The sequence below is a fragment of the Methanofollis aquaemaris genome (assembly GCF_017357525.1).
Classification (GTDB): Archaea; Halobacteriota; Methanomicrobia; order Methanomicrobiales; family Methanofollaceae; genus Methanofollis; species Methanofollis aquaemaris.
The window spans coordinates 952018-966096 of the sequence record NZ_CP036172.1 but is presented as its reverse complement, the minus strand read 5'-3'; the positions used below and the strand labels follow the sequence as shown (position 1 = coordinate 966096).

At 60.1% G+C, this 14079-nt stretch carries 14 protein-coding genes; 5 read left to right on the top strand and 9 right to left on the bottom strand.

The features are described from left to right. Positions 1-247: 247 nt before the first annotated feature. The gene (locus tag RJ40_RS04735; protein ID WP_265582209.1) at positions 248-1561 is read right to left on the bottom strand and encodes a site-2 protease family protein; all 1314 of its coding nucleotides are present in this window, start codon (positions 1559-1561) and stop codon (positions 248-250) included. A gap of 307 nt (positions 1562-1868) precedes the next feature. Here RJ40_RS04735 and RJ40_RS04730 point away from each other — a divergent pair, with 307 nt between their 5' ends. Genes RJ40_RS04730 through RJ40_RS04715 form a run of 4 tightly spaced genes read left to right on the top strand, consistent with a single transcriptional unit; the run spans position 1869 to position 6225 of the window. After that, positions 1869-2522, top strand: a complete 654-nt coding sequence (locus RJ40_RS04730) for a TasA family protein (RefSeq protein ID WP_265582208.1) — start codon at positions 1869-1871, stop codon at positions 2520-2522. A 32-nt stretch (positions 2523-2554) separates the two neighbouring features. Further along, on the top strand, positions 2555-3055 hold the full coding sequence (locus tag RJ40_RS04725; protein ID WP_265582207.1) for a signal peptidase I: 501 nt from the start codon (positions 2555-2557) through the stop codon (positions 3053-3055). After that, entirely contained in the window at positions 3056-5149 is a 2094-nt protein-coding gene (locus RJ40_RS04720; protein ID WP_265582206.1) for a DUF2341 domain-containing protein, read from the top strand. 2 nt (positions 5150-5151) lie between these two features. Continuing rightward, the gene (locus RJ40_RS04715; RefSeq protein WP_265582205.1) at positions 5152-6225 is read left to right on the top strand and encodes a hypothetical protein; all 1074 of its coding nucleotides are present in this window, start codon (positions 5152-5154) and stop codon (positions 6223-6225) included. Here the strand turns inward: RJ40_RS04715 and rnhB are convergent. Next, positions 6222-6857: a ribonuclease HII gene (gene rnhB / locus RJ40_RS04710; protein ID WP_265582204.1), complete on the bottom strand. Its 636-nt coding sequence runs from the start codon at positions 6855-6857 to the stop codon at positions 6222-6224. The two genes, RJ40_RS04715 and rnhB, sit on opposite strands and share 4 nt — an antisense overlap. A gap of 54 nt (positions 6858-6911) precedes the next feature. Here rnhB and RJ40_RS04705 point away from each other — a divergent pair, with 54 nt between their 5' ends. Beyond that, entirely contained in the window at positions 6912-7580 is a 669-nt protein-coding gene (locus RJ40_RS04705; RefSeq protein ID WP_265582203.1) for a potassium channel family protein, read from the top strand. Positions 7581-7707: 127 nt separating this feature from the next. On the opposite strand, the gene RJ40_RS04700 is transcribed toward RJ40_RS04705, so the two are convergent. From RJ40_RS04700 to RJ40_RS04670, 7 genes are all read right to left on the bottom strand, one after another. Further along, on the bottom strand, positions 7708-8907 hold the full coding sequence (locus tag RJ40_RS04700) for an NAD(P)/FAD-dependent oxidoreductase (protein ID WP_265582202.1): 1200 nt from the start codon (positions 8905-8907) through the stop codon (positions 7708-7710). Beyond that, positions 8897-9076 carry a 4Fe-4S binding protein gene (locus tag RJ40_RS04695; protein ID WP_265582607.1) on the bottom strand — a complete coding sequence of 60 codons (180 nt, stop codon included), beginning with the start codon at positions 9074-9076 and terminating at the stop codon, positions 8897-8899. Before RJ40_RS04695 ends, RJ40_RS04700 begins: the two co-directional genes overlap by 11 nt. A gap of 11 nt (positions 9077-9087) precedes the next feature. After that, complete coding sequence (locus tag RJ40_RS04690; protein WP_265582201.1) at positions 9088-10383, bottom strand: energy-coupling factor ABC transporter ATP-binding protein; 1296 nt, start codon at positions 10381-10383, stop codon at positions 9088-9090. An 8-nt stretch (positions 10384-10391) separates the two neighbouring features. Next, positions 10392-11174, bottom strand: coding sequence for a cobalt ECF transporter T component CbiQ (gene cbiQ / locus RJ40_RS04685; protein ID WP_265582200.1), 783 nt, complete (start codon positions 11172-11174; stop codon positions 10392-10394). Positions 11175-11218: 44 nt separating this feature from the next. After that, a complete protein-coding gene (locus tag RJ40_RS04680; protein WP_265582199.1) occupies positions 11219-11509 on the bottom strand; it encodes an energy-coupling factor ABC transporter substrate-binding protein in 291 nt (96 codons plus the stop codon). Next, positions 11506-12201: an energy-coupling factor ABC transporter permease gene (locus RJ40_RS04675; RefSeq protein WP_265582198.1), complete on the bottom strand. Its 696-nt coding sequence runs from the start codon at positions 12199-12201 to the stop codon at positions 11506-11508. Before RJ40_RS04675 ends, RJ40_RS04680 begins: the two co-directional genes overlap by 4 nt. A gap of 757 nt (positions 12202-12958) precedes the next feature. Beyond that, positions 12959-14077 (bottom strand): endonuclease Q family protein, encoded by a 1119-nt coding sequence (locus tag RJ40_RS04670; protein WP_265582197.1) that lies wholly within the window; start codon positions 14075-14077, stop codon positions 12959-12961. Between the last annotated feature and the right edge of the window lie 2 nt (positions 14078-14079).

Genomic DNA, 14079 nt, shown 5'->3' with positions numbered 1-14079 from the left:
GCTCGCGCCGGGGGCGCTGCCCCCGGACTCCTGGGATTGCGATAGGGGCGGGAAGGCAGAGAAAGGAATTGTTCTGAGATCGGTGACGTCCCCGGTCTATCAAGTCCATGCCGGGGGAGGTGTGGTCAGCACCGGGTTCACACTCAAGAAGAGGTTTTCAACAGAGCCGAAAAAAGATGTTCTTGCCGTTGGCCGGGGTAAGAAATGAGAAGGAGGTCTTTCAAGGGGAGGCTGTCGGCCTCCCCCCTCATGGTTGGTAGAAGACCATGATCCAGATGGTCGTTGCGATGAGGGCGAAGAAAGTCCAGGTGATGGCCGAGATGATCGTCTGGGAGTATCGCTTCAGTCCCCGCGGTTCGAGGACGCGGTCCAGGCCTTCCTTGAGGATGTATCCACCGTCGAGGGGGAGCATGGGGATGGCGTTGAAGATCCCGACGTTGATGTTGATCCAGGCCATCCAGAAGAGGAGGTGGACCGTTTCCCAGAAGTAGGGGAAGGGGACGGTGAAGAACTGGATGTCCGGCGAGGGCGAGGTGAGGATCAGTAGGTGCTGCCCGATCACCGGGTTATAGAGGTGCGCGAGGGGGATCGAGATGAAGAGGAAGAATCCCGGTACCGAGAGGATACTTTCGGCGGTATTGGTCACGATCTGGGGCTGGTAATAGTAGATGCCCATGTATCCGCTCTCTCGCGGTCCGGTCTGAGCGGTGATGCTCTCGGGCCAGGCGTCGAGGGTGAGGGTGTATGGTGTCTCTGCTCCGTCTTTCTCCAGGACGAGGTCCAGGGTGTCGCCCGGCCTGGTGGTGTTGAGGACGGCGGCGACGTCGGCCTGGGTCGAGACATCGATGCCGTTCACTTCGGTGATGATGCCGGGCGTCGGGATGTCGGCATGGTCGGCAGGGCCGTCCTGGTAGATGCCGTAGACCACCGGTGCGGTCGTCGGCACAACCATCCCCATGAGGAGGACGAAGAGGACGATGCAGACCGCACCGAGGACGATGTTGTTCGTGATCCCTGCCCCGTACATCCTGGCCTTCGGCATGCCGGTGGTCTTCTCGACGTCTTCTTCGTCGGGCTCGACGAAGGCGCCGATGGGGATGACGGCGTACAGGAGGCCGGCGCTCTTCACCTTGATGTCCTCGATCCTGCAGAGGACGCCGTGGCCGCATTCATGCACGAGGAGGGTGACGAAGAAGGCGAGCCAGACGGCGATGGTCGAGGGGATGAAGGGGTTGAGTCCGGGGATGAGGAGAACGGCCTGGGGAGAGAGCGAACCGGCCTGCTCTTCGATGTGGGTGAGGGTCAACTGGAAGGAGAGGATGACCATGAGCGCCATCCCGATGGATGCCACCACGACCATCACCACCCCGAACGTCCCGTAGGCGCGGAGGAACCCGGAGATCGGTTTGAAGCGGTCGAAGAACCCTACTCTGGAGGTCCGGATCATCATGATCGGGCCATAGAACGATATGTGATCGCTGAATCGCCCGGTTTTCCAGATATAGAGGGAGATAGCGATGTAGATCGCGAGGAGAAATGCAAGTACCAGTGACCAGTCCATCTGAAATACTGATGGTTGTCCCTCTCTGATTAAAGTGCCGGCCTCCTGACACAGGGCGAAGCCGCCGTCAGAGATTGAATGGGGGCGGGTGCCGTGCCCGAACTTTTTTTGAGGGTGCTGTGATCCTGTTGCCGATTTATTCTACATCGTTCCCGGCGATTGGGTGAGTGCATGGGGCAGGGGCGATGCTCTGTCGCCTTTCTGCGATGATATTTTTCCGCAAAGGTCGCGACCAGGCATATCGGAATTTATTTATAATTTAAGCATATCTTATGATCATACATATAAACATTGGGTGATAGAAACCATGGATCAGACAAAAAAAATTATTTTAACGTCTCTGGGGGTGGCTTTAATCGCCTTCTTCATCGGAGGCGGGACGTACGCGTACTTCAGTGATGTCGAAGAGGTTCAGAACAGTACCTTCACGGCCGGGACGCTTGACCTAGTGGTTGGGAATACCACTCTACCGGTTGTTGTCAATCCGCTGAAGCCAGGAGATTATAATGAGTCCTATGCCGAGTTGATCCTTAACAACACTGGAAATGTTGCTGGCGTGCTCAATGTCTCGGTGGGTGGATTGGCGACCAATGAAGGGGGTGTGGGGACTGAACCTGAGAATGTGTCCGAGGCTTTATTAGGTGGACCAATTGGTCTTGAGAAGAGACTAAAAGTCGCTTTATTGCTTGATAATGGGACCGGTTCTGGTTATCATCTTATTCCTGATATTGGAGATTCTTCTCTAGTATGGGCCTCTTCAGGCGATCCCAGTAATGACAACAACTACTTCCTCCTGGATAATTTCAGCAATACGAATACAACAACGGGTTCCCCCCAAGTTGATGCTTCACCAAACATCGGCACCTTCACAATCGCCTACAAACTTCCTTACGAGACCGGCAACGAGGTACAGGGCGACAGTTGCTCGTTTAACATCACCTTCATGCTGAAACAGGCTTGAACGACAGTCTTGAAACGGCACACAACTGATCAATGGCAGAAATAGGAAAGGCGCTGACCGGGAGGCGGGGGGTGCTCCTCCTGCTCCTGGTCGTGGCAGCGGGTGCCATACTCCTTGCGGCGATGGGAGGGTGGCGGGTGGACACCGTGCTCTCGGGGAGCATGGAACCCGCGATTCACGTCGGCGGGGTGGTGGTCACAAGGCCGGCGGCGGCCTCCGAGATAGGTGAGGGCGAGGTCATCACCTACCGGGAGGGCGGCCACCTCACCACCCACCGCGTCGTCGAGGTCATCCCCGGCCCGCCGCGCGCCTTCGTGACGAAGGGCGACGCCAACGAAGATCCTGATCCCTCGCCGGTGGCGGCGAAGGAGGTGGTCGGCGTCGTGTTTCTTCACCTGCCCTTCCTTGGTTATGTCAGCCACTTTATCCGGAGCCCTCCTGGATTTGTCCTGTTGATCGTCGTCCCCGCCTCCCTCCTCCTCCTGACCGAGGCTGTGTCGCTCCTGCGGCAGGTCAGAAAGGGGGGGGCCTAGGTGGGCCCCGGCGTGCGGGGAACCAGACTGGTAATACTTTTTTTCCTTGTCTTCGCCCTCTGCACCGTTCCGTTCGGCGAGAGCGGGTGTGTCTTTGTTGATACTGAGAAGACCGGGCAGATCACCTTCGAGGCGTGGCACTCGGAGTGTCGAATCTGGACGACGAAGGGGGACTTTTTGAACTGTACCCTCCTGAATGTTAATGCGACCATACAGCAAGGTGACGTAATCCTCGCTAAAAATGAGAGCGGAGGACCGATAGAGCCCAGAGCCATTGTGGGAGCCGGGAATTTAATTCTCTGGTCTGAGCCTGAGACAGCGTCGTACGCTACGGCCCAGAGTGTCGATGATGATGATGTAGCCACGCCTGCTGGTGAGTCGGGAGACGACGGGTATTTTGGAACCCCTGCCATCCCTGAGGGGATCACAGAAGAAGAACCCATCTCTTTCACCATTTCCTGCGAAAATGCGACGAATGTGAGTGCTCCGGTAGTGGGTAATGAGACGGGAGGGTCGAGAGCACCTGATCAATCGATCATAGGGAAGGGAGAAGTGAGCGGTGAGGCGCCTGAACCCCCCCCTGTTCTTGAGGGAGATGCCGGTGCGGAAGCTTTTCTATCCTCTGTGGCCGGAGAAAACGCAACTGCTGTGGAAACGATAGTAGGGGAAGGCGAGGCCGATGCTTTGATAGGATTCAATGAATCATCCGCGGTAAGAGACAAAGATCTGAATGAAAGTGTGTTTGAAGGGCCCTCTTCTCCGGGCGCAGATATCCTCACTCCTCACGGAGCCGGGGCGTGCAACGAGAGCGTGGGAGAAAAACCTCTTCAGAAACCATCAGACCAGGTGTTCATCGATGGCAATGAACAGGCCGCCGCACCGGCCGCCCCTCCCCGTGTGATGGCGGCCAAAGGGGGGATCTGGACCCATTGTGCGCTGGTCACCATCACCAACCTCGGTGAGAATATTCTCACTGATTATCAAGTGAGGGTTAATGTGTCGCATCAAGAGGGGATGCTGGATAATTTTAGTGATATCAGATTTACGAATGACAAGGGCCATCTTCTCCCGCACTGGCATGATGGGCACGCTGGATCTAATCCTGCCGTCTTCTGGGTGCGGGTGCCGACTATACCCCCCGGAGATTCAACCATCGACCTTCACTATGGGAATGGGGATGCACAGGATGCGAGCAATGGGACGGCCACATTCCTCTTCTATGACGACTTTGATGATGATACTATCGGAGAAATACCAGACGGATGGACAAAAACGGGGCGGATTCGGGCCGAAGTGACCGGAGATCACGAATTGTCTGTAAAAAATACTGGTCTATTCAATTTTGAGGGAGGATATCTCACTGTAAATCAAGGAGAATGGTCTGATGTCGCTGTCAGAGAGCGTATCAAGTTGAGTGACCTCGTTGGACGGGGTAAGATCACAACTCGATATGTGGGTAAAAATAACTATGTTTCGGCAGAGTTTCGGAAAGACTTGTTCTCTATATCTGCTCGTGTCATGATCTCTGGCTGTATTCAGGGTAATGAATGGTCGAATGGTGAATACTGGGATGTCTCTGGGGTCTGGGATGCATGGCATACGGAAGAACTTGGTCTCTCCGGGCGGCGGGCTGACCTCTTTGTCGACGGTCAATGGCTTGGCAGTGCCAACCTGCCAGATAATGCCCCAATCTCGGGGAAGACCGGTCTCTATGTAAATGATTTAACTGAACAACTCCGCGACGAACACATCGTCCGCAAGTACTCGCCGACCTTTGGCTACCACACGAACGGCACCATCACCTCAAACGTCTTCGACACCGGCGCCAACGACTCAAAGTGGGACTCCCTCGCCTGGAATGCCATCACCTCTCCAGAAATCAATATATCGTTCGAAGTGCGGGCCTCCAACGCCAGCTTTTCATATAACAACGCGACCCTTCCTTGGAAACCAGTGGGGAACACCTCCCCGGTAAGCACAAATCTCTCCTCCGGCCGCTACCTCCAGTGGCGGGCAAACCTCTCTACGACCGATAACACTCGAACCTCGGTCCTCGAGGAGGTGCGGGTCTGGTACACGCCAGGAGGGTACTGACGGTGCGAGTCACCGCGCTCCTCCTCATCGCGGCCCTCGCTCTAACTCTCGCCGCCCCCGCCTCCGCCGCGACAATCGACCTGGTCGTCGACGAGGGGACGGCCGTCCCCTGGAACGAGAGCGGTCTCGCGCCGGGAGAGGAAGGCGAAAATGTCGTCATGCTCAGGAACGCCGGGATCAGCGCCGGCACCCTCTCCCTCTGGGTGAGCGGCGTCATCGAGACCGACGGCGAGGGTGACGGTGCTGCCCTCGGCCGCTACCTCCTCTTCACCCTCTCGGGCGAGCGACTGGAGAGTGGGGTTACGTTCCCGGCGCCGCTTGCGGCCTTCCCGCACGGACCGGACGATCAGAACATGATCACGATCTCCAGACTCGATGCCGGGGAGAGCGTCGCCCTCACCTGGCACTGGAAATTTCAGGAGATCTACAAACCCCAGAACGACGCCCAGGGCGACACCCTCTCCTTTGAGGTCACCTATCTCCTCACCGAGATCCCCTCTTCCCCTTCCTTATCAGGGATGCGGGGCAGCGGGGTGGTGAATCCGATCCCCTCTCCGCCAGCCGGAGGGGACGATCCCAGAATTGAGAATGAGACCGGGGATGAGGGCCAGCCCACCGTCACGTCGACGCCCACCTCTCTCACCCCCGCAAACACCAGAGGCCGGGGCCTGATGTTCCACTGGCTCCCCGCTCTCCTCGGCATCGCTCTCCTTGCGTACAGCCGCAGTCGGGCGGCGTCCCGCGGCGTGCTCCCGGAGGGATCGGAGCGGGAGACCCTTATCGGGATGCTCCTGATCCTGGCCGCTGTGGGGGTTGCGGTCGTCGAGATCGGATATCCTGGGCAGACCGGACCGGGAGGGTACTATCACGCACTTGCCGGGACGCTGGCCGCAGCCATGGTCTCTCTTGTCATCGCGTCCCATTACACTGATAGAGGGCGATTATGGCGGTCGCGCCGGTCGGAAATCTACCCTCACCGGACCGTCAGGGCGATCACCCTCCTCCTCCTGGTCACCCTCCTCACCGGAGTGCTGATGGTGCTCACCGGCTGGTTGGCCCCGGCGCTCACACCCTAAAAGTCGCCGAGACTTGTCTGCCGCCGTTGGTCGAAGAGCCGCGCCACCGTCTCCCAGCTCGTGCGGGCGAAGATCGGGGCGGTGCCGTGTCCCGCGACGTAGTCCTTGAGATAGGCGATCGTGACTTTATCGGAGGGATAGCCACTCCCGATCGCACCATACTCGGCCCTGAGATCTTCGAGCGCCCGGTCCCTCGTCACCTTGGCGACGATGCTTGCGGCGCTCACCACCGGGAAGAGGGCGTCCCCATGGTGGCGGGCGACCACCTCGCAGCCACCTCCGACGAGGGCGGCGACCTTCGAACGGTACCGCTCCTCGTCGACATCGCAGGCATCGAGAAAGGCCCGCCCCGCGCCAAGACTCCTGACCGCCTCGGCGTGGGCCCTCGCCACCACATCGTTCATCGTCATCTCCTCCCTGAGCCGGTCGATCTCGGCCGCCGGGATCTCGACCACCTGCCAGGGGAACGATCCGGTGATCTCGGTATAGAGCGCCTCCCGCCGTCTGGGCGTGAGAGTCTTTGAATCCCGCACCCCTGCCGGGAGATCGTCGTCGGCCTCGCACCCGACGACCCCCACCACCATGGGGCCAAAGACTGCGCCCTTTCCCGCCTCATCGACACCACAGATCATGTGGGATAGATTGGATGCACAAGATATTTCAAGCCGGGGGCGGCAAACTGGTGTGTGTACATCATCATCGTTGGTCTCGGTGGGATCGGAAGAAACCTGACAGCGATATCGGCGAATCAAGGGAACAGCGTCGTTGTCATCGACCAGGACGAAGCGAAATGCAACGACATCCTGGAGCACTACGACGTGCTCGCGATTGCCGGTGACTCCACTGACAGTTCGGTTCTCGATGACGCCGGGATCGATCGGGCGCAAAGCCTCGTAGCGACGACAAGCGATGATGCCGTGAACCTGATGACCTGCTGGCTGGCAAAACGCTTCAAGGTCCCAAACGTCGTCTCCATCGTGAACCAGAAGGAGCACTCGGCCCTCTTCAAAGAGGTGGGAGTGAAGATCAGTGAGAACCCGGACGAACTCGTGGCGACTCGTCTCTACTACTGGGCCGAAAGCCCGAACATGCAACAACTCGCTTCCATTCCGGGCGGGACGATCTTCGAGGTTGTGGCAGAGGACGACGCCCCGATCATCGACCATGAGATCAGAGAACTTGAGGTGAAGAACTTCGTCTTCATCGCGATCAGACGGGCGGGCGGCGAACTGATCATCCCGAGCGGGGACGTCAAGATCCGGCCCGGCGACATTATCACGGTCTTCACCAAGAAAGAAGCCGAAAAAGAGTGCATCACCATCCTCAACCGGCAGTTGAAGGGCTCAGAAGACTGAAACAGTCGCGTCTCTCCTTTTTTTTTGCCCTCAGGTGTCCGATCATCCCTCAAAACCTCTTCAAGACAATCAGTCGGAAAAAGAGGGCCGGGAGCCCTATATGGTCCGTGACCCGGCACCGATCGGTCTAATGCTTGATAGCGTCTTTGAGCTCTTTCAACTCAAAGAGCATCTTCGGGTTTCTCTTGATCAGTTCCAGGACCAGGGCCTTGACCGAGAACTCGTCGAAGTCGATGTTTGCGATCGAATCGGCGAGGTCGTTCATCTTCTCGTCGGAGAGTTTGATAAAGAACTCCTTGACCTTGTAGTTGCGCTCAAGATCCCGACCCATCTTTGCATTCCGCCATCCCTCGTCGTACGGCATCAGGGCAGCCTTCGAGGTGTCGCCTGTGGCGATCGCCTTCGCCGCCACCTCTACGGCAAGTCTGCCGGTGAGCATGGCATTGCCAATGCCGCCGCCGGTGATGGGGTCGACGACCCGTGCGGCGTCGCCGATGATCATCAACCCGTCTGAGACCGTGCAGTCGAGAGGCCGGCAGACCGGGTCGCCACCAAAGACACATTCGATGATCTTGCCGTCAGGGAAGTGTTCAGCCATAAAGCGGTCGAGATGGTCCTTGGCGCGGTTGCCTGGTCCGGTCTTCGAGGCCGGGATCCCGATCCCGACATTGGCGCACCGTTCCCCCTTGGCAAAGACCCAGAGGTACCCCTGCGGGGCGACCTCGTTGCCGAGGTAGAAGTCGTTGCAGACCGGATCGATGTCAATGTCGGTGACGAGGTACTGGATACAACTCATCAGATCCTGCACCGGGACGGTCGTGTCGATCCCACACCAGCGGGCGAACTTCGACTCCACACCGTCGGCGGCGATGGTGACCTGTGCCCTGACCTCCTGTCTCCTGCCACAGGACTCGACGACTGCTCCCCTGAGGATGCCATCCTCGATGATCGGTTCGACGGCCCGTGTCTTGACAAAGACATCGGCACCGGCTTGTGAGGCCTTCCAGACCAGTTCACGATCGAAGAATTTCCGGTCGAGGACGTAACCAACCTCCGCGCCGGCTTGATCTTCCTTGAGCTGGATCTGTGTTCCGTCAGGTGCGACAATCCGGGCGCGTTTGATGTCTGCGGAGATCCAGCGCGGGTCAGGCTCAAGAAAATCGGTGAGAAGTTTCTTCCCGATCCCTTCTGCACACCTGACCGGGGCCCCGATCGCCGGTCTCTTCTCGATGAGACAGGCCGAGAGTCCCTTCCTGGCAGCGGTCCACGCTGCGACGGCACCACCGGGTCCGCCCCCGATGACGAGGACGTCGTACTCAGACTTCATCGGTTACCTCCAGAGCCCCGAGTGGGCACGCCTTCGTGCAGATGCCACAGCTGATGCAGGTCTCGCTGTCGACGGTCAGGTATGCGTCGATCAGTTCGAGAGCCCCTTCAGGGCATACAGAGACACAGGCACCACAGTACCCACATATCTCCCGGCGAATATTGAGCATTGTACTCAATATTATCCCGCCATTCCATTAATATTATCTTCCCGCCCCGACTGCTCGCAGTCAGGTGCGATCTCATTCTTGCTGCGTCCGTCCTGGTCTTTGGTTCTGGCAGGGGCTTCGGGCCCTGTGCTCCTCCGGCCCAGAAAGCCAGTTTCGACAGTTCGGATCCCGATTTCCCGCCCGCTCTCCATGGCATAGGTATCGATCCGCTCGCGGGTGTGGGCGAGCATTCCGCCTGAGGTGAGGATGAGCGAGTCCTCGCCGGCGACCGCCCGCAGGAGACACTTGTCGATGACGCCGTAGGTGAAGTCAGGGACGATCCCCTCCTCGGAGGCCCGTTGTTTCGCCCTGGTGCCCATCGCTCCCACCCGGGTGACGGCGCCTGAGGAAAGAAGGGTTTCGAGGGCGGTGCTGTCGACTCCTGCGGCGTCCCAGATATGGATGGCCCCGCAACTGTCGTGCGACCGCTGGTCGCCGGCCAGACCCTCGACCAGGTCGGTGAACTCAAGTGCGCTGCGTGGCGGCGTCTCGTCCTTGAAGAGGCCGCGGTCGGAGAGTTCCCGGTAGAGGTCCAGCACCGCAGGCGGTTTGAGCCTGGCCTGGTGCAGGAGGGCGGTGTCAGAGAAGATCGCCTCCGGGCTCCCATGCCTGAGCACCGCTCCGTTCTCCATCAGGACGACCTCGTCGGCCCAGCGGTAGGCAAGTTCGACGTCGTGCGTGGAGAGGAGGACGGTCCTGCCCTCATGGTTCAGTTCGTCCAGGAGGTCCATCACCTCCTCGGCGGTGGCAGGGTCGAGGGCGCTGGTCGGTTCGTCGAAGACCAGCACTTCGGGGTCCATCGCAAGCACCCCGGCGATGGCGACCCGTTTTTTCTCTCCTCCGGAGAGGTGGTGGGGCGGGCGTCGCTCATACCCGTTCATCCCGACCTGGTGAAGGGCCCGCTCGACCGCCTCCTTGATCTCGTCCTTCTCCATCCCGAGGTTGAGGGGGCCGAAGGCCACGTCCTGTCGGACGGTGGGGGCGAAGAGTTGGGCGTCGGAGTTCTGGAAGACGAGCCCGACCTTCCGTCTCACCTCGCGGAGGGAGCGAGCGTCGTACTTCACCGGCACCCCCCCGACCCGCACTACCCCTTTCGTCGGCCTGAGCATCCCGTTGCACATCAAGAGGAGGGTCGTCTTGCCGGCGCCGTTCGGGCCGACCAGGGCGACCTTGCTCCCCGCTCTGACGGCGATATCGATGCCGCGGAGGGAGTCGGGGCGGTTCGGGTAGGCGAAGTGTACGTCCTGGAATTCAATTGCGTCTCTCATGGTCGTTCTCAGAATAACTGTACGCCTCCGGTCAGGAGGGCGATCGCACCGGCGGTGACGAGGTAGACGGCGACGCCGGCGGTGCTCAGGGGCGAGGGGCTGTCTCCCTCTTCTTCGAGGGCGAGTTTCCCGTCATAACACCGGGCGTCCATGGCGAGGATCAAATCTTCTCCTTTCTCCCAGGCCCGCACGAAGAGCGCCCCGGCAAGCATCGGAAAAGAGCGGAGCGAGTTTCTGAAACCCGCGTACCCCTGGCGGATCTCCTGGGCGTTGTGGGTTGCCACTGCCTCCCCGATGAGCATGAAGATGAAGTGGTAGATAAGCATGGCGAGGTCGACGAACTCGGCCGGGAGCCTGAGCGCCCGCATCACCGCGAAGATCTCGACCATCGGTGTGGTGAGCGCGATGAAGAAGAGGGAGCACATCCCCCCGAAGGTCCGGGCCAGGACCAGGGCGGCCTGGTCGGCGCTGCCGGTGGTGGCGGTGAGCGTGAACCCGCCGACGGGCAGGGCGAAGAGGGTCTCTCCTCCGCCCTGGAGAAAGAGGATCACGCCTGCGGAGAGGACGGCGAAGGAGAGGGGGATGGTGAGGAGGGTCGCGTAGAACCTCCCCGGTATCCGGGCAAGGAAGAGGGTGATCGCCGCCATGGAGATGGCGATGAAGAGCGGCGCGACCGGGCCTGTCGAGAGGATGCCGACGACGATCGCCCCTCCGCCGAGGACGAGTTTGAGCCTGGTGTCGACGTCCCGCAGGGCGTTCTGGTGAGCATAATCGTCCAGGATATTCTGCATGTCTCTCTCCGGTTTTCCCCCTCTTTGCATAAAGGGGAGAGTTTTCAGGTATTTATCCGCCGTCCGCGGTAATAATACCCGAAGAAGAACCCGATCACCAGCGCCCCGACGGCTGCCTGGAGACAGAAGAAGAGCGACTCGATCTCGCCGCTCGCAGGTTCGTAGATGGGGTCGGCCCAGGGTTCGTACTCGGTGCCGGTCATCTTGTTGATGACGTCGCCGGCCTGGTCGTCGGTCCCGCCCCACTCGTGCTCGCCGGTGTTGAGGGCGATGACGAAGGACCCGGCGAAGAGGAGGACGACCGCAAGGACCGCGAGTTCCATGGTGTACTTCATGCCTTCACCTCCTGCAGGCGTGCGGCCACTGCGTCGGAGAGCACGCCGAGCCTGACCAGGATCTCGGAGCGGACGTCGATGATGTACTTGAAGGTCAGGGCGATGACCGCGCCCTCGATGATCGCGAGGGGGATCTGGGTGACTGCGTAGACGGCGGCGAAGGCGATGAACGAGGTGACAAACCCTCCGGCCTCTGCCGGGAAGGCGAGGGCGAGCTGAGCCGCGGTTACCACGTAGGTGAAGAGGTCGGCGAGGGCTGCGGCGAGGAAGACGGTAAGGTAGGTGTTGAGCCCGACCTTCTGGCCGCCCCGGTAGATTGCATAGGCGAGGAGCGGGCCGGCGATCCCCATGGAGAAGAGGTTTGCGCCTAGGGTGGTGAGGCCGCCGTGGGCCAGGAAGACCGCCTGGTACAGGAGGACGATCAGCCCGAGGATCGAGGTGATGAAGGGGCCGAAGAGGATGGCGCCAAGCCCGGTCCCTGTCGGGTGGGAACAGCTCCCGCTCACCGAGGGGAGTTTGAGGGAGGAGAGGACGAAGATGAAGGCGCCTGCGACGGCGAGGAGGGGGAGCGCCTCTCTCTTCTCTCTCATCAGTATTCTCAGTTGGTACATCCCGTAGACGACGAACGGGGCCGAGACCAGGAACCAGAAGAGGCACCAGGCCGGTGGGAGGAATCCTTCCATAATATGCACGATCTCACCATTAACAATTTTATTTGATTTAGGGAAAGTCGATCGTACTTTTGTGTGGTCATGATATTTATCCTGCGCTGTCCCTCTGGACGACGTGATCTCCTCTGATATGAACCTGACTGTCGTGCCGCCGTTGGAGGGGGGCGCGCGCAGGTGGGGGGAGGGGATCGCACTCGCAGGTTGTTCTGCTCTTCTGTCCCTCGCCACTCGCCATTGCAGATGGAACGGGGGCGCGAGGCACTTTGTGGCACGTCATCGCTCAAATCTCAACCTGTAGGGCCCCTTGATCCGCTCCCCACGACTGGACAGTGGGCATGAACAACGCTATCGTCGCTCCCTCACCTATTCTCATCGTGCAGGGGTCCGGGGGCAGTGCCCCCGGCGAGAATCTGTGGGAAGACGTGAGAGCAGGAACGATTGAGGAGGGGACGTCAGGTGATCGGGGGGCCGCCCCCATCAAAGAATTTTCATCGCCCTCTCGCACCGGGGAGACCACCGGACCCCCGTGATTGCGATTGGGCCGGAAAGGTGGAGGAGAGATCGTGAAGAAAATGGTGTCGTTCCCGGCGCTATCTTCGCAAGAGAGTACAGAATATTTTTTCACGGCCAGAGTTCTCTATCGTCCGGGTACACTCTATTGGCGACCTTCTGGTATTGATTCGCCACGAGGAGAGGATGGGAATCCAGTTCTCAAAAATTGTACTGCATCTTCAAAAGGGAGGTCCAGACCGATCAGTCCGGCCTCTCTCTCCCGCACCTAAAGAAAAGAAAACGTGCCGTATTTCCCGCCGCCGCCGGGGACAAGGTTCACCCGTCCCTCCCTGAAGGCGGCGATGGCGTCCCCGACCTCGGGGTCCACCGCTCTGATCTCGGCTGGCGGCACCTCGGCGAGGACAGCGATCTCGGTCTCGAAGGTCTCGGTTAGCCTGGCATATCGCGCCTCCACCTTCCTGGTCTTGGGGGAGGAGACGCCAAGGACCACCCTGATGATCTCACCAAGCGGGATAATGTGATAGTACGGGGGGCGATCCGAGAGGTCGCCACCGCCGCCGAGTTCATGGGCGCGGTTCTGCACCCCCTTCTTGATCTTCCCACCGTCGACCGGGCAGGTCCAGGCATGGGTCCCCGCCTCTTCGAGAGAGTACTGCCGGTAGCACCTGGTGCAGGCCGTGCGGTTGTACTTCCCCTCTTCAGGGAAAAACCCGGCATTGAGCATGATCTTCCCCCGCTTCAACGCGTCGAAGGCGGCCTTCGGGGTGGCCTCTCCGAGGTCGAGGCGGTTGAACTCGCGGCCCAGTTTGACCGGGTGGGCCGAGTGGGCGTCGGAGTTGGAGAGGAAGGGGACGCCGTCGAGTTCGGGGATCCCGGCGCCGTACGTGGTGTCAGCCGAGAGTCCGAGTTCAAGAAAATCGATCGACTCCTCGCCATAACAGGAGGCGACTGAGTCATGGGAGGCATAGAGCGAGGTCCAGGGGGTGAAGGCATGGGCCGGACCGACCAGTCCGCCGAGGTCATGGACCGCCGCGGCGATCGCCTCTCCCTCAAGATGCACATGCGGTCTCCCCCCGGTCAGGAGGTTTCGGGAATGGGGGGCGAAGACCCGGGCGAGTTCCTCGAAGAGGGAGAAGTCCTCCATGATGATAAGATGGTGGACCCGCCCCTTCCCTTCCACCTCGGTGGTCGGGAGGACGACCGTCCCGGTCCCGTCCTCATACATCTTCCAGGCCGCCCGCCACTCCGGGTGGAGGGCGTCCCCGCTTCCCAGCACCCTGATCCCCTTGAGGGCCGCGGCCTCGCAGAGGGCCGTCGGTGTCATCGAGGGCGAAGTGGCCATCGAGAAAGGAGAGTGGATGTGGAGGTCGGCGTAGACGGCCATGC